General features: G+C 61.4%; 14 protein-coding genes. 6 read left to right on the top strand and 8 right to left on the bottom strand.

The genetic code is table 11. The features are described from left to right. The first annotated feature begins 16 nt into the window (after positions 1-16). Complete coding sequence (locus AC07NR_RS09270; RefSeq protein WP_495078415.1) at positions 17-1,186, top strand: acetyltransferase domain-containing protein; 1,170 nt, start codon at positions 17-19, stop codon at positions 1,184-1,186. Here the strand turns inward: AC07NR_RS09270 and AC07NR_RS09265 are convergent, their stop codons facing one another. After that, complete coding sequence (locus AC07NR_RS09265) at positions 1,187-2,092, bottom strand: LysR family transcriptional regulator (RefSeq protein ID WP_495078414.1); 906 nt, start codon at positions 2,090-2,092, stop codon at positions 1,187-1,189. Positions 2,093-2,221: 129 nt separating this feature from the next. Between AC07NR_RS09265 and AC07NR_RS09260 the strand changes: the two genes are divergently transcribed. Further along, positions 2,222-3,052 (top strand): oxidoreductase, encoded by an 831-nt coding sequence (locus AC07NR_RS09260; RefSeq protein WP_495078413.1) that lies wholly within the window; start codon positions 2,222-2,224, stop codon positions 3,050-3,052. Between the two features lie 73 nt (positions 3,053-3,125). Continuing rightward, the gene (locus AC07NR_RS09255; protein WP_495078412.1) at positions 3,126-4,658 is read left to right on the top strand and encodes an MFS transporter; all 1,533 of its coding nucleotides are present in this window, start codon (positions 3,126-3,128) and stop codon (positions 4,656-4,658) included. Positions 4,659-4,707: 49 nt separating this feature from the next. Here AC07NR_RS09255 and AC07NR_RS09250 read toward each other — a convergent pair whose 3' ends face one another. Then, positions 4,708-6,099, bottom strand: coding sequence for an aldehyde dehydrogenase family protein (locus tag AC07NR_RS09250; RefSeq protein ID WP_495078411.1), 1,392 nt, complete (start codon positions 6,097-6,099; stop codon positions 4,708-4,710). Between the two features lie 103 nt (positions 6,100-6,202). Here AC07NR_RS09250 and ptrR point away from each other — a divergent pair, with 103 nt between their 5' ends. The 3 genes from ptrR to AC07NR_RS09235 all read left to right on the top strand — a co-directional run bounded on the left by ptrR (position 6,203) and on the right by AC07NR_RS09235 (position 8,395). Next, positions 6,203-7,084, top strand: coding sequence for a putrescine utilization regulator PtrR (gene ptrR, locus AC07NR_RS09245; protein WP_085711607.1), 882 nt, complete (start codon positions 6,203-6,205; stop codon positions 7,082-7,084). A gap of 88 nt (positions 7,085-7,172) precedes the next feature. Further along, on the top strand, positions 7,173-7,835 hold the full coding sequence (locus AC07NR_RS09240; protein ID WP_495078410.1) for a M24 family metallopeptidase: 663 nt from the start codon (positions 7,173-7,175) through the stop codon (positions 7,833-7,835). 131 nt (positions 7,836-7,966) lie between these two features. Beyond that, on the top strand, positions 7,967-8,395 hold the full coding sequence (locus tag AC07NR_RS09235) for a TOBE domain-containing protein (protein ID WP_007950468.1): 429 nt from the start codon (positions 7,967-7,969) through the stop codon (positions 8,393-8,395). 68 nt (positions 8,396-8,463) lie between these two features. Here AC07NR_RS09235 and AC07NR_RS09230 read toward each other — a convergent pair whose 3' ends face one another. The 6 genes from AC07NR_RS09230 to AC07NR_RS09205 all read right to left on the bottom strand — a co-directional run bounded on the left by AC07NR_RS09230 (position 8,464) and on the right by AC07NR_RS09205 (position 14,880). After that, positions 8,464-9,879 carry a purine-cytosine permease family protein gene (locus AC07NR_RS09230; protein ID WP_495078409.1) on the bottom strand — a complete coding sequence of 472 codons (1,416 nt, stop codon included), beginning with the start codon at positions 9,877-9,879 and terminating at the stop codon, positions 8,464-8,466. Between the two features lie 289 nt (positions 9,880-10,168). After that, positions 10,169-11,317 (bottom strand): acetylornithine deacetylase, encoded by a 1,149-nt coding sequence (argE, locus tag AC07NR_RS09225; protein WP_495078408.1) that lies wholly within the window; start codon positions 11,315-11,317, stop codon positions 10,169-10,171. Further along, positions 11,314-11,991, bottom strand: coding sequence for a DUF1028 domain-containing protein (locus tag AC07NR_RS09220; protein ID WP_495078407.1), 678 nt, complete (start codon positions 11,989-11,991; stop codon positions 11,314-11,316). Before AC07NR_RS09220 ends, argE begins: the two co-directional genes overlap by 4 nt. Positions 11,992-12,018: 27 nt before the next feature. After that, positions 12,019-12,435, bottom strand: coding sequence for a RidA family protein (locus AC07NR_RS09215; protein WP_007950460.1), 417 nt, complete (start codon positions 12,433-12,435; stop codon positions 12,019-12,021). A gap of 58 nt (positions 12,436-12,493) precedes the next feature. Further along, positions 12,494-13,801, bottom strand: a complete 1,308-nt coding sequence (locus AC07NR_RS09210; RefSeq protein ID WP_495078406.1) for a flavin-containing monooxygenase — start codon at positions 13,799-13,801, stop codon at positions 12,494-12,496. Between the two features lie 260 nt (positions 13,802-14,061). Next, positions 14,062-14,880, bottom strand: a complete 819-nt coding sequence (locus AC07NR_RS09205) for an alpha/beta fold hydrolase (RefSeq protein WP_495078405.1) — start codon at positions 14,878-14,880, stop codon at positions 14,062-14,064. Positions 14,881-14,969 lie beyond the last annotated feature (89 nt).

Here is a 14,969-nt window from a genome sequence, read left to right as displayed (position 1 = left end):
CGATTGCGAACCCTTCATGACCCTTGCTGTTCCCCGAAACGTCCCGCCGGCGACTGGCCGGTTGTTGTCCATTGATGCGGTGCGTGGCCTGGTAATTTTGTTCATGTTGCTGGATCACGTGCGCGAAACCTTTCTGCTGCATCGTCAGGTGTCCGATCCGATGGACATCGCCAGCACCGAGCCGGCGCTGTTTTTCAGCCGCACCCTGGCGCATCTGTGCGCGCCGGTGTTCGTACTGTTGACCGGGTTGTCGGCGTGGCTGTTCGGGGAGAAGTACGACGGCAAGGCCGATGTCAGTGCCTTTCTGTTCAAACGTGGTCTGTTCCTGGTGGTGCTCGAATTCACCCTGGTGAATTTCGCCTGGACGTTTCAGTTGCCTCCGAGCGTGATTTATCTGCAAGTGATCTGGGCAATCGGCCTGAGCATGATCGCGCTGTCGCTGCTGGTCTGGCTGCCACGCTGGCTGTTGTTGATGCTGAGCCTGGCGATCATCGCCGGGCACAACCTGCTCGATGGTGTGCATTTCGGAACGGAATCGGCGCTGCATGTGCCCTGGGCGATCCTGCATGACCGGGGCTGGATCGAGGCGGGCGAGACCTTGCGCCTGCGCACCTCGTACCCGTTACTGCCGTGGATCGGTGTGATCGGTCTGGGTTACGCGCTGGGGCCGTGGTTCGCTCGCGCTGCCGATTCAGGTGTGCGGCAGCGGCGCTTGTTGATCGGTGGCTTCGCCGGGCTGCTGGGTTTCATGGCGCTGCGGCTGGTCAACGGTTACGGCGAGAAACCGTGGTCGATCAATGACAGCAGCCTGCAAACCCTGATGAGTTTCTTCAACATCACCAAATACCCGCCGTCGCTGTTGTTCATCACGCTGACAGTGAGCGTCGGGCTGTTGCTGTTGCTGGTGTTCGAGCGCTCGCAGGAGCGACGCTGGATTCGCTGGCTGACGGTGTTCGGCTCGGCGCCGATGTTTTTCTATCTGCTGCACCTGTATGTGTTGAAGGTGCTGTACCTGATCGGTGTGGCGTTGGTCGGGCTTAATCAGGGCAGTTATTTCGGTTTCTCGTCGGTGGCGGCGGTGTGGCTGGCGGCGATGGTGCTGGCGATTGCGCTGTTCCCGGCAGTGAGATGGTTCTCCGCACTCAAGGCTCGGCGCCGGGACATCGCCTGGTTGAAGTATCTGTAATTACCCGGTTTTGCCGTCGCGAACATTGCGGGCAAAGTCGATGAAAGCCTTGAGCGGCGCCGGTACATGGCGTCGGCTCGGGTAATACAGGTGCAGCCCGGGATAGTACGGACACCAGTCCGCCAACACCTGCACCAGACGCCCGGCCGCGAGGTGTTCGCTGACCATGTCTTCAAACACATAGGCCAGTCCCAGGCCTTGCAACGCCGGGCCGACCATCAGGCTCACATCGCCCAGGGTCAGCGGGCCGTTGACTTCGATTTCCTGTTCAATGCCACCGCGTTCGAACTCCCAGCGGTACATCGAACCGCTCGGGAACCGATGGCGGATGCAGGGCAGGGTATGCAGGTCTTCCGGTTTCTGAGGTGCGGGATGTCGCTGGAAAAACGCTGGCGAGCCGACCACCACTGAGCGAAGGTTCGGCCCGATGGGCAGCGACACCATGTCCGCCTCCAGCCGATTGCCGAAACGTACGCCGGCATCGAATCCGGCAGCGACGATATCCAGCAACGCATCGCTTTCGACCACTTCCAGACGAATGTCCGGGTAGGCCTGCAGAAACTCGCTGGCAATCGGCAGCAGCACCAGTTCGCATGCCTGGCGCCCGGAGGTGATGCGCAGGTTGCCCGAAGGTTTGTCGCGAAAATGGTTGAGGTCTTCAAGCGCATCTTCGATATCGCGAAACGCCGGTTTCAGCCGCGCGTAAAGCCGTTCGCCGGCCTCGGTCAGCGCCACGCTGCGGGTGGTGCGATTGAACAGGCGCACGCCGAGGCGGTTTTCCAGAGCCCGCAACGAGTGACTCAGTGCCGAAGGTGTCAGGCCCAGATCCACCGCTGCACGACTGAAGTTCAGATGCTGGGCGATGCTCAGAAAGATCGACAGATCCGTCGTGGACGGATTTTTCATTGATGAGCACCTTTCACAAAGCCATGTAATTTTGTTGGGATTATCGCATCAGTAGCATGGCTTTAAAGTCGCATCAACTCATCGAGAAGGCCCGGCAAAACGTCAGGGTCACTGACAGGAGGAGTTGTTATGCGTACCTGGCTGATTACCGGAGCTTCCCGTGGTTTTGGCACCCTCATCGCAGAACATGCCCTGCGTGCCGGCGATACGGTGATTGCCACCGCACGCAAACCGCAGGACATCACGGATCGTCTCGGCGAGCCCCCGAACCTGCTGGCGTTGCGTCTGGACGTCACCCGTGAAGACGAGGCCCACCAGGCGGTGGCAGAGGGGATCAAGCGTTTCGGCCGCATCGATGTGCTGATCAACAATGCCGGGTTCGGCGTATTGGGCGCCGTCGAAGAAACCAGCGCCAGCGAAACCGAGCGCCTGTTCGCCACCAACGTCTTCGGCCTGCTCAACGTGACTCGCGCCGTGCTGCCGCATATGCGCGCCCGGCGCAGCGGACGGGTGATCAACATTTCGTCCATCGGTGGCTATCAGGCCTACATGGGCTGGGGTGTCTACGGCTCGACCAAGTTCGCGGTGGAAGGCATCAGTGAAGCGCTGCATCAGGAACTGGCGCCACTGGGCATAAATGTCACGGTGGTCGAACCGGGTTTCTTCCGCACGGATTTCCTCGACGAACAATCGCTGGTCAAGACCGCGCTGGTATTGCCGGACTACGACGAAACCGTGGGCAAGATGCGTACTTTCGCCGAAGCCGCCAATCATGCGCAGCCGGGCGATCCGGTGAAGTTTGCCGAAGCCATGCTGGCGCTGGTCAATGCACCGAACCCGCCGCAACGGCTGGCGCTGGGTAGCGACACCGTCGCGCGAATCGAGGCGAAGAACCGCTTGGTGGCGCAGGAGTTGGCGCAGTGGAATGAGCTGGCACTGTCCACGGATTTCAAGGACTGACACAACCCCCGTTGAAGCCATCGCAGGCTGCGCTCTGTTGATCGCAGCCTCATTTTTTTCATTGGATGAAATCATGAAAACCGTCTCCCAATACCATGACGCGCGCGATAAGCGGCTGATTCTCGCGGCGATTTGCCTGTCGGCACTGGTGCTTCCGTTAAGTTTTACCGGTGGCGCGGTGGCGACGCCGGCCATCGGCCGTGACTTGGGCGGCAGTCCGGTGGCGCTGACCTGGATCACCAATGCATTCATGTTGTCGTTCGGCAGTCTGCTGATGGCGGCGGGGGCGTTGGCTGATGTCTATGGACGCAAACGCCTGTTCACCGCCGGCATGCTGCTGTTCACCGGGGCATCAATTGCCCAGAGCCTGGCGCCTTCGGTGTTCTGGCTGGATGTGCTTCGGGCGATACAGGGCGTGGCCGGGGCGGCGGCGCTGGCCAGTGGTTCGGCAGCGCTGGCGCAGGAGTTCGAAGGCCACGCGCGCACTCGTGCCTACAGCATGCTCGGTACTACGTTTGGCATCGGTCTGGCGTTCGGGCCGTTGGTGGCCGGGGCGCTGATCGAGGCGTTCAACTGGCGCGCGATCTTTGTCTTCACCGCGCTGATCGGTGTGATCGCAATGGTGTTCGGCCTGCCGCGCATGCGTGAAACCCGCGATCCCGACGCCAGCGGTCTCGACTGGCCAGGCACCGTGACGTTCAGTTCGATGCTCGCGCTGTTCACGTTCGGTGTGATCCAGGCACCCGAAAGCGGTTGGGGCAGTCCGTTGGTGATCGGTCTGTTGGGCGCTTCGGCGTTGTTGCTGGCGCTGTTCGTCCTCATCGAAATGCGTGTCAAACGCCCGATGCTCGATCTGACGCTGTTCCGTTTTCCGCGCTTCATCGGGGTGCAGATGCTGCCGATCGGCACCTGCTTTTGCTACATCGTGCTGGTGGTGATGCTGCCGCTGCGGTTTATCGGCGTCGAAGGCTTGAGTGAAATCGATGCCGGCCTGCTGTTGCTGGCGCTGTCGGCGCCGATGCTGGTGGTGCCGATACTTGCGGCTTCGATGACCCGCTTTGTTTCGGCCGGTATTTTATCGGGCGTGGGTTTCTTGATTGCCGCCGTGGGGCTGCACTGGCTGAGTCTGTACAACGTCGGCGAATCAAAATTCGCATTGGTAGTGCCGATGGTGTTGATCGGGATCGGCGCAGGTTTGCCGTGGGGCTTGATGGACGGACTGTCGGTCAGCGTGGTGCCGAAAGAGCGCGCCGGCATGGCGGCCGGGATCTTCAATACGGTGCGGGTGGCGGGTGAGGGGATTGCACTGGCCAGCGTGGCGGCGATGCTTGCCTCGCTGCTGCATGCCGATCTGCAATCGGTGGCCGGCAGCGCCGACGTTGCATTGATTGCCGAAACCGCGCACCGGGTGACGACAGGCGACATGGCTCACGCAATCAACACGATTCCAGGGTTGGCCAATGAACGTCTGGTGCAAGGTTACGCTTCGGCGTTCCAGTATCTGCTGCACATTCTGACGCTCATCACCCTGGCGTCGGCAGCCGTGGTGCTGGGGCTGTTGAGCAAGGATCGGACGGTGTCGGAACCACGACAGGCTGCGGCGTAAATGAAATAGCCCGGAAGCGCAAAACGCTTCCGGGCTTTTTCTCAGCGGATCAGCGGCGATCCAGCCACACGGTCTGCGCATTGCAGAACTCGCGCACGCCGAAATGCGACAGCTCACGGCCGAAACCGCTTTTCTTCACGCCACCGAAGGTCACGCGCGGGTCACTGGCGGAGTAGCCGTTGATGAACACGCCACCGGTTTCCAGTTCGCTGGTCAGTTGCTGGGCCAGGGCGACGTTGGCGGTGTAGATCGTGGCGGTCAGACCGAACTCGCTGTCGTTGGCCAGGGCCACGGCGTGAGCGCAATCGCGGGCGGTGATGATCGAGGCCACCGGGCCGAACAGTTCCTGTTTGAACGAGGTCATGCGGTCGGTGACGTCGGCCAGCACAGTCGGTTCATAGTAGTTGCCTGCGCCTTCGACCTTGCCGCCGCCGAGCAGCAGGGTGGCACCTTCTTCGAGGGTGTCGCGCACCTGTTGATCCAGTTCGTCACGCAGATCGAAGCGAGCCATCGGGCCGATGTAGTTGTCGGCGGACAACGGATCACCCATCTTCAACTGGCGGGTGGCTTCGACGAATTTGCGGGTGAACTCTTCGACCACGCCTTCTTCGATGATCAGGCGTTTGGCGGCGGCGCAGACCTGGCCGGAGTTCTGGTAACGACCGATCACTGCCGCTTGTACGGCTTCATCGATGTCGGCGTCGTTGAGCACGATGAACGGATCGGAGCCGCCCAGTTCCAGTACGCATTTCTTCAACGCGGCACCGGCCTGTGCGCCGATGGCCATGCCGGCGCGGACGCTGCCGGTCAGGGTCACGGCGGCGATGCGCGGGTCAGCGATGGCAGTCGAAACGCCTTCCGGGGTGACGTTGATCACTTCAAACACGCCATCGGCAACCCCGGCGCGGGTGAAGGCATCGCGCAGCAGATAGGCACTGCCCATCACGTTCGGTGCATGCTTGAGCACGTAGGTGTTGCCGGCGATCAGCGCCGGGACTGCACCGCGCAGCACCTGCCAGATCGGGAAGTTCCACGGCATCACGGCGAGGATCGGCCCCAGCGGACGGTATTCGATGCGCGCCTTGCCGCCTTCGACCAGAGTCGCCTCGGCGTTGAGCATGGCCGGACCGTGTTCGGCGTACCACTCGCAGAGCTTGGCGCATTTCTCGATTTCGCCTCGGGCCTGGGCGATCGGCTTGCCCATTTCCTGGGTGATCATGGTCGCCATGGCTTCGCTGCTGTCGCGCAGAGCACCGGCCAGGGCGGTCAGTGCGCGGGAGCGGTCCTGCAAAGGCTTGCGTTTCCATTTGCCGAAGCCGAAGGCGGCACGGGTCAGCGCGGCATCGAGGGCCTCGGCGGATTCGAAGGCGTAGTGACCGATCTGCTCGCCGGTGGCGGGGTTGATCGAGATGGCGTGGGTCTGGCTGGAAATCGGGCTCATGGCATCGTCCTGCGAGGTCAGTGGATGCGCTCAGAGTAGGGTGGCGTTTGATTTCTGGAAACTGAATAATAAAGAGCGTTTCTTTCACGATTGGAGAATGACTGTGGATCTGGTGCAACTGGAAATCTTCAAGGCCGTAGCCGAACACGGCAGCATCAGCGCGGCGGCGGCGCAGATCCATCGCGTGCCGTCGAACCTGACGACGCGCATCAAGCAGCTGGAAGAGGATCTGGGCGTCGACCTGTTCATCCGCGAGAAAAGCCGATTGCGTCTGTCGCCCGCCGGCTGGAGTTTTCTCGAGTACGCGCGGCGGATTCTCGACCTGGTGCAAGAGGCGCGCGCTACGGTGGCCGGCGAGGAACCGCAAGGTGCATTCCCGCTGGGCTCGCTGGAAAGCACGGCAGCGGTGCGGATTCCTGGTTTGCTGGCGACCTATAACCAGCAGCATCCGAAGGTCGATCTGGACCTCTCGACCGGCCCCTCCGGGACGATGATCGACGGAGTGCTTTCCGGGCGCCTGGCGGCCGCATTTGTCGATGGCCCGGTGTTGCACCCGGCACTGGAAGGCATTCCGGCATTCGAAGAGGAAATGGTCATCATCTCGCCGCTGCATCACGGGCCGATCAAACGCGCTGCGGACGTGAATGGCGAGAACATCTATGCGTTCCGCTCGAACTGCTCCTATCGCCATCACTTCGAAAAATGGTTCAGCACCGACGCGGCGGTACCCGGCAAGATCTTCGAAATGGAGTCCTATCACGGCATGCTCGCCTGCGTCAGCGCGGGGGCGGGTCTGGCCCTGATGCCGCGCAGCATGCTGCAGAGCATGCCGGGTTGCGCGACGGTGAGCGTCTGGCCGCTGGCGGCGGATTTTCGCTATCTGACCACGTGGCTGGTGTGGCGGCGGGGCACGGTGTCGCGCAGTCTGAGCATGTTTGTGCGCTTGCTCGAGGAGCGCGGCGTGGTGCGTGCAGAAGAGAATTGACACTTTGTGTCATGGTTGTATCTTAGGCGTCCTGTTTCGCAATATAAAAAACTATACAGCGCAAGCGATTAGCCAGAAGGAATCAGCGATGACCACAGCCCTGAGCGGTAAAGAAGCAGTAGGTGAGCGTTTTGTGCTGGAGACCATGCGCCACGCCCAGCAGTTGACCTGGAAGGCCGTGGACGAGATCGCCAAGGTGATCAAACCCGGCATGCGCGAATCCGAAGCCCATGCACGTGGCAAGGAAACTCTCGTCGAGCTGGGCATGGACCGGATCTGGCATCCGCTGCTGATCCGCTTCGGCGCCAATACGCTGAAGACTTTCAAGGAGCGCTCCGACGGCGATCCGGTGCTGGGCGAGAGCGACATTTTCTTCATCGACATGGGCGTGGTCTGGGAAGGCCACGAAGGCGATGCCGGGGCGACGTTCGTCACCGGTTCCGATCCGCAAATGATCGCCTGTGCGGCAGCCTCCAAGGAACTCTTCGACAAGGTCGAGGCCTTCTGGCGTCAAGGCGTAACCGGTGTCGAACTGTATCGCTACGCCACCGATCAGGCTGAGGCGATGGGTTGGAAACTGAATCTGGACATCAAGGGCCACCGGGTCAGTGATTTTCCTCATGCGATCTATCGGGGCGGCAATCTCGGTGATTTCGATCAGGCGCCGAATGCCGGTGTGTGGATTCTGGAAATCCAGATCGAACACCCTGAGCTTCCTTACGGCGCTTTCTATGAAGACCTGTTGATCTGACTCACATTGGCGGTGCTAGAGTCAGGAGTCGATGTTCAAAGAGGTGCAGCGCTGTAGTTGTAACTACATAGCGATTGCTTCGATGATGCAGGCCGTTTCCTAACTCCAAAGTCAACAAAAGGACGTCCATCATGAAAGTCAGTGCCCGCAACGTGTTCAAAGGTCAGGTCAGCCAAGTTCAGGAAGGCTCGGTCAATGCCGAAGTCGTCCTGACCCTGCCGGGCGGCGAGAAGCTGGTTGCGGTCGTGACCCTGGCCAGCCTCAAGAGCCTCGGCATTGCGGTGGGCAAAGAAGCCGTTGCCCTGGTCAAGGCGCCTTGGGTGATGCTGATGACCGAATCCAGCGACATTCGCCTTTCGGCCCGTAACTGCCTGCAAGGCAAGGTGCTGAGCGTGACCGATGGCGCGGTCAACGCCGAGGTGGTGATCGAGCTTGCCGGCGGTTCTAAGGTCTACTCGATCGTGACCCGCGACGCCGTGAACGAACTGGGTCTGGCGGCTGGCGTCAGTGCCACGGCGGTGATCAAGGCTTCGCACATTATTCTGGGTGTGCCGGCCTGATCGAACGCGTGACTCGATAAAAATGCCCGGTTCGGTGGTTTGCCGAACCGGGCATTTTTTTATCTATCTCAGAGACTGCCCGCCAGCTTCCCGGTCATCAGCCGCCGACGATAAGCACTGTCACGACTCGCCAGCCAGAAATACAACGGTGAAGTCACCAGCAACCCCACCAGCCACGACAGGTCCGCGCCGTTGATGTGCGCCGACACCGGGCCGACATACAGCGGCGTGTTCATGAACGGAATCTGCACCACGATGCCGATCGCATACGCCAGCAAGGCCTGCGGGTTGTAGCGGCCGTAGATGCCGCCGTCGACCTGGAAGATCGAGGCGATGTCGTACTGACCTTTATGGATGGCGTAGAAGTCGATCAGGTTGATCGCTGTCCACGGCACCAACACCACCAGCAGCACCAGCACCATGTCGACGAAGTGGCCGATGAAGTCCGACGACGCACCCACCGCAGCGAAGCAGCAGGCCAGCAGCACGATCAGCGAAATCACCGCGCGGCTCTTGGCGGTCGGAATCCAGCGGTAGGCAAAAGTCTGTACCAGGGTGATCAGCGACAGCACCGCGCCATACAGGTTGAGCGCGTTGTGGCTGATCACGCTGAGCAGGAACAGCACCAGCATCAGCGGGCCGATCGAGCCGGTGGCGAGTTTCACCGCATCCATGGTGTCCATGCCCACTGGCGTTGCAAGCACGGCGACGGCACCGAAGATGAACGACAGGCTGGAGCCCAGCGCGGAACCGAGATAAGTGGTCCAGAACGTCGCGGCCACCGGCACATTGGCTGGCAGATAGCGCGAGTAATCCGACACATACGGCGCAAACGCAATCTGCCACAGCGCTGCCAGCGACACCGTCGCGAGCCAGCCCGAAAGGTTGAAACTGCCACGGGTGAGGAAGTCAGCCGTTTGTATGTGAGTCAGGATGTAGCCGAAGCCGACTACGATGCCGATCCCCAGCACCCAGGTGCCGATGCGGTTGAGCACGTGGATGAAGCGGTAACCGATGATCCCGATGATCCCCGAACCCAGTGCGCCGATGACGATGCCGACCGGCACCGGAACGCTGTCGACCACGCCATGCAGCGACTTGCCGGCCAGTACGATGTTGGAGGCGAAGAAGCCGATGTACATGACGCCGGCAATCAACACCACCAGCAGTGCGCCGAGGGAGCCGAATTGCGCACGACTCTGGATCATCTGCGGGATGCCCATCTGCGGGCCTTGCGCCGAGTGCAGCGCCATCAGCACACCGCCGACCAGATGGCCGACCAGAATGGCGACGATGCCCCACAGCAGATTCAGGTGAAACAACTGCACGCCGAGGGCGCCGGTGACGATGGGCAACGGCGCGATGTTGCCGCCGAACCAGAGGGTGAACAGATCCCGAACCTTTCCGTGGCGATCTTCGGGCGGCACGTAGCCGATCGTGTGTTTCTCAATGAGCGGTGCGGACGTTGTTGCAGAGGTGGCCATGACGAACTCCAAGGCAAGGACGAGTACGTGGACGTACTTCAGTGAGCGCCGGCACGGACGGCGCATTTCTTGTTGGGTTCGATCATGGGCAAGGAAAGGTGAGAGATAAATTAGTAGTTTTGTTGCTTCAGACGTTAAAAATACGAGGCTCTTCGGTCAGCTGAAAGCGCTCTGTTTCGGGCGTTTCAGCGCCATGAACGGCAACGCAGCTGACCTCCATTGGAGCAGCTGTCTGTCGGTGATATTGCGGCTTGGCTGCGAATTTGAATCCAGCAGCCAGACCGGTTTTTCAAAGGCGAATCGAAGCCAGCATCCGCTGCAGCATCGCATCGCAGGCCTTGAGCTGATCGAGGCTGACGAACTCGTCCGGCTTGTGGCCCTGATCCATGCTGCCGGGACCGCACACCACCGTGGGAATACCCACGGCGTCGAACAATCCGCCCTCGGTGCCAAAAGCCACGGTGCCGAAATCGTCCGAGCCACAGAACGTGTCGATCAATTGCGCCGCCTGGCTCCGGGCATCCGTCGCCAGCCCCGGATACGCCGACAATTCGCTGAATCGGATATCGCTTTGCTCGCTGACGGCCCGCATGCGCGGCAGCATTTGCTGTTCGGCGTAAGCCTTGAGTTGCTGCGCGACAATCGCCGGATCCTGCGAGGGCAGGGCGCGGATTTCGAAGTCGAAACGGCAATCGGCGGGGACGATATTCAACGCCTTGCCACCGCTGATCACGCCGGTTTGCACCGTGGAATACGGCGGGTCGAAACGCGGGTCGAGATGTTCATCCTTGAGTTGCCGGCCGATGCGTCCCAGCTCGCCGATCAATTCGGCGGCGCATTCGATGGCGTTGACCCCGAGCGGCGCGTAGGCCGAATGACAGGCGTGGCCTTGAACATCGCAGCGCATCGCCAGCTTGCCCTTGTGCCCGAGCACCGGTTTGAGTTCGGTCGGTTCGCCGATGATGCACAGCAGCGGTTTGACCGGACGCTGCTCCAGCACCTTGAGCAACGAACGCACGCCGAGGCAACCGACCTCTTCGTCATAGGACAAGGCAATGTGTACCGGCATGCGCAACGGTGCTTCGATCAACGACGGCACCAATGCGAGCACGCAGGCGATGTAGCCCTTCATGTCCGCCGTACCACGACCGTACAACTTGCCGTCACGCTCGCTGAGTTCGAACGGCGGCACGGTCCATGGCTGACCATCGGCAGGTACCACATCGGTGTGCCCCGACAACACGATGCCAGGCAAATCCGCCGGGCCAATCGTGGCGAACAGATTGGCCTTGCTGCGCTCATCGTTGTAGATCAGCTCGCACGGCACATCGAAACCTTCGAGATAGTCGCGCACGAAGTCGATCAATTGCAGGTTGGACTCGCGGCTGGTGGTGTCGAACCCCACCAGCGTCTTGAGCAACGCGACGCTGTCGCTCATCGGTCGTCTCCGGCAACTCCGTAGCCCGGCGCCTTGGCCGGATCGAGGGCGCGGTCGATGTAGTCCTGCAACTGCGGACGATAGGCATCCCAGAGTTTCTGCAACTGGCCGATCGGGTCTACATCGGCCCAGTCCACCCGCAGGTTGACGATGGGCCAGGTCAACTCGCCGACCACGACCACGGCTGCCGAATGCACCGGGCCTGCCTCACCGCCCAGGGCCTGTGCGGCGTGCAAGGCCTTGAGCAGGCGATCGGCCAATTGACCTTCGCCGTCTTCGAACGCGCTGACCATGGCTTCGATCACCGAGCGTCCGGCGAGCATGTTGCCCGCCGCCACGCATTGTTCGCCCGACACCGCGTTGTGTACGCCAAGGGTTTGTGCGCCGCTGAAATGCGCGGTCTGGCCGAGGTGGTTGATTGCCGTGATCTGCCGGTACTGACTGTAGCCGTTGCGGGTCAGCACCTTGTCCAGCGCCGCCTCGGGCGCCAGGCCTTGCTCCATCAGGGCGAGCACTTCCGGGCCGAGGGAGGGCAGGGTGATGTTCTGGCTCGACACCGCGCCGACACCGGGCAGCAGCCACGGGCAGCGGGCACCGACGGCGATGCTGGAGGAGCTGATGGCGATGCCGAACTGTCCGGTTTCGGGGCAGCGAGCGGCGATGGAAAATGTCATGTGTGGCCTCCTTTCGCTAAGGTCGAATTACTCGGGAATCACCGCAACCACATCGATCTCCATCAGCCACTGCGGCTGACCCAGGGCCGACACCACCAGCCCGGTGGAAATCGGGAACACGCCTTTCAGCCATTTGCCGACTTCCTGATACACCGGTTCGCGGTAGCGTGGATCGATCAGGTAAGTGGTGGTCTTGACGATGTGGCTCAGGTCGCTGCCGGCCTCTTCAAGCAGTTGCTTGACGTTGCGCATCGCCTGTTCGGTCTGCGCGCGCGGGTCGCCGAGGCCGACCAGTTCACCGTCGAAATTGGTGCCGACCTGACCACGGACATACACGGTGTTGCCAGCGCGCACGGCCTGGCACAGATCGTTGTCCAGAGTCTGGTTCGGGTAAGTGTCCTTGGTGTTGAACATGCGGATGCGGGTGTGGGTTGGCTGACTCATGTAAGGCTCCTGACGAAATCGAACCCGGCGCGACAGGCGCCGGTATGGAAGAGGGAAATCAAGCGTCGACAGTGTCGGCGGCTTTGTTGTGCAGCGCGGCTTCGCGTTGCTCGGCATCGCGATAAGCCAGGTATTTGCGCTGGGTGGCGATGTGATCGGCCACGTGCTTGGCGTCGTGCCACACGCCCCAGATGAACGACGAACCGCGTCGCGACTGCCACGGCAGACCGAGGAAATACACACCCGCTTCGCTGGAAACGCCGCGCTGGTGTTGAGGTTTGCCGTTGTCGTCGAACGCCGCGACTTTCAGCCAGGAATAGTCCACGGCAAACCCGGTGGCCCAGATGATCGAAGTGATGCCGGCGGCGGCCAGATCGAGATCGGCCAGCGGGTTTTTCACGCATTCAGGGTCCGGATAGGTTTCCCGGGCTTCCGGTTCCAGCGGCAGATCGAGGCCGTTGCGCTCGATGTAGGCGTCGGCGGCATCCAGCAGCGCAAGGTAGTTCTCGTCGCCACGCTTGAGGTTGTCGCGCAGGTCTTGCTTGAAGGTCACCACGCCGTCGCTGAACGATTCGGTGACGCCGACCAGGGTCATGCCGCGATGGGCCAGACCTCGAAAGTCGATAGTGCGGCCACCATGGGCGCCGCTGACGGCGATGGTCACGTGCTCGCGGCCGGGTTTCATCGCAGCCTGGTCCCACTCGCCGAGTACGCCGAGCCACCAGCAGAAATCACGGTTGCGGTAAGCGCGAGGCGGGCGGTCATGGGCACCGACCGAGAGGTAAACCTGCTTGCCCGAACGCTGCAATTCGTCGGCGATCTGCACGCCCGACGAACCGGCACCAACCACCAGCACTGCGCCGGCCGGCAGTTGTTGCGGGTTGCGATAGTCGGCCGAGTGAATCTGCAGCAGGCGTTCATCCTTCGGCGCGATGGCCGGGATCACCGGACGCTGGAACGGACCTGTCGCAGCGACGACGCGGGCGGCTTCGATCACGCCTTCGGAAGTCTCGACGGTGAAGCCCGGACGCCCGACATTGCGCACCACGCTCTTCACGTCCACGCCGGTGCGGATCGGCGCATTGAATTTCTTCGCATAGGCTTCGAAGTAATCGGCGACGCGTTCCTTGTGGGCAAAACCATCCGGATCGACGTCATCGAATTCCATTCCCGGAAAGCGGTCGTGCCACGCCGGACCATTGGCCACCAGCGAGTCCCAGCGCCCGGTGCGCCAGCGTTCGGCGATGCGGCTGCGCTCCAGCACCAGGTGCGGCACCCCGAGTTTGCTCAGGTGTTCACTCATGGCCACACCCGCTTGACCGGCGCCGACAACAAGCGTGTCTGTTTTTATTATTTCAGTGGTCATCTCTGATCCCTTCTCACGAGGCCGTTGGATTCAGGCCGCTGTCGACCTGTTCTCTGTGCTTGGGATCAGACTAGGGAGGGGGTGGTTATCGGTAAAATATTATTAAGCTGGCATGTGAAGATAAAAACGTGATGCAGAGGCTTCAAAGCCCCGTAAATGCTAGGCCTCGCCATGGCACCGGAATCCGGGACAACGAAAAAAAAGGGCCGCCGACAGGGCTGTCGGCGGCCCTTTGCAGGGCGTGTTCGGATCACACGGACTCAGCGATCGAGAAACGCCAGCAGGTCTTCATTCAATTGCTGCGCATGGGTAACCGCAAAGCCGTGCGGCGCCCCTGCGTAGACTTTCAGCTCGGCACCCTTGATCTGCTCAGCGGCCCGTTTGCCGGTGGTTTCGAATGGCACGATCTGATCACCGTCACCGTGAATCACCAGCGTCGGCACATCGATTTTCGCCATGTCCGGGCGGAAGTCGGTTTCCGAGAATGCCGTGACGCAATCCACGGTGCCTTTGAGTGAGGCGAGCAGGGCGATGTTCAGGGTTTGCGTCAGCACGCCGTCGGAGACTTTCTGGCCCTGATTGGTGCCATAGAACGGGGCGTTGAAGTCTGCGATGAACTGCGCACGGTCCTTCAGCAGGCCGGCCTTGATCCCGTCGAACACCGACTTGTCGACGCCTTCGGCAAAGTCCGGTTTCTTGCCGAACAGCGGTGTCACCGCGCCCAGCAGCACCAGCCCGGCAACGCGCTCGCTGCCGTGGCGGGCAATGTAGCGGCTGACATCACCGCCGCCCATGGAGAAGCCGACCAGGGTCACGTCACGCAGATCGAGGTGCTCGATCAACCGCGCGATGTCGTCGGCGAAGGTGTCGTAGTCGTAGCCAGTCCACGGTTGAGCAGAGCGGCCGAAACCGCGTCGGTCGAAGGCGATGGTGCGGTAGCCGCGACTGCTCAGGTATTCCATCTGGTATTCCCACATGTCGGCGTCCAGCGGCCAACCGTGGCTGAACAGCACGGGCTTGCCGCTGCCCCAGTCCTTGAAATAGATCTCGGTACCGTCTTGGGTGGTGAACGTGCTCATGGAAACTCCTTGGGTATGGGCCTGTGTGGATGCCGTGATGGCAGCAATCACTATCGCGACAAAGCAGCTCGGCCACTTGTACGCAGGTG

The sequence above is a fragment of the Pseudomonas sp. GW821-FHT09C09 genome, assembly GCF_059418105.1.
Note: the sequence above shows the minus strand (reverse complement) of the source record. Positions and strands in the feature narration are given on the sequence as shown.

What these genes read in the sequence shown, in the direction of transcription:
- AC07NR_RS09270 (WP_495078415.1), top strand. Translation starts at nt 17, where the DNA reads ATGACCCTTGCTGTTCCCCGAAACGTCCCGCCGGCGACTGGCCGGTTG.
- AC07NR_RS09265 (WP_495078414.1), bottom strand. Translation starts at nt 2,092, where the DNA reads ATGAAAAATCCGTCCACGACGGATCTGTCGATCTTTCTGAGCATCGCC.
- AC07NR_RS09260 (WP_495078413.1), top strand. Translation starts at nt 2,222, where the DNA reads ATGCGTACCTGGCTGATTACCGGAGCTTCCCGTGGTTTTGGCACCCTC.
- AC07NR_RS09255 (WP_495078412.1), top strand. Translation starts at nt 3,126, where the DNA reads ATGAAAACCGTCTCCCAATACCATGACGCGCGCGATAAGCGGCTGATT.
- AC07NR_RS09250 (WP_495078411.1), bottom strand. Translation starts at nt 6,099, where the DNA reads ATGAGCCCGATTTCCAGCCAGACCCACGCCATCTCGATCAACCCCGCC.
- AC07NR_RS09240 (WP_495078410.1), top strand. Translation starts at nt 7,173, where the DNA reads ATGACCACAGCCCTGAGCGGTAAAGAAGCAGTAGGTGAGCGTTTTGTG.
- AC07NR_RS09235 (WP_007950468.1), top strand. Translation starts at nt 7,967, where the DNA reads ATGAAAGTCAGTGCCCGCAACGTGTTCAAAGGTCAGGTCAGCCAAGTT.
- AC07NR_RS09230 (WP_495078409.1), bottom strand. Translation starts at nt 9,879, where the DNA reads ATGGCCACCTCTGCAACAACGTCCGCACCGCTCATTGAGAAACACACG.
- argE (WP_495078408.1), bottom strand. Translation starts at nt 11,317, where the DNA reads ATGAGCGACAGCGTCGCGTTGCTCAAGACGCTGGTGGGGTTCGACACC.
- AC07NR_RS09220 (WP_495078407.1), bottom strand. Translation starts at nt 11,991, where the DNA reads ATGACATTTTCCATCGCCGCTCGCTGCCCCGAAACCGGACAGTTCGGC.
- AC07NR_RS09215 (WP_007950460.1), bottom strand. Translation starts at nt 12,435, where the DNA reads ATGAGTCAGCCAACCCACACCCGCATCCGCATGTTCAACACCAAGGAC.
- AC07NR_RS09210 (WP_495078406.1), bottom strand. Translation starts at nt 13,801, where the DNA reads ATGACCACTGAAATAATAAAAACAGACACGCTTGTTGTCGGCGCCGGT.
- AC07NR_RS09205 (WP_495078405.1), bottom strand. Translation starts at nt 14,880, where the DNA reads ATGAGCACGTTCACCACCCAAGACGGTACCGAGATCTATTTCAAGGAC.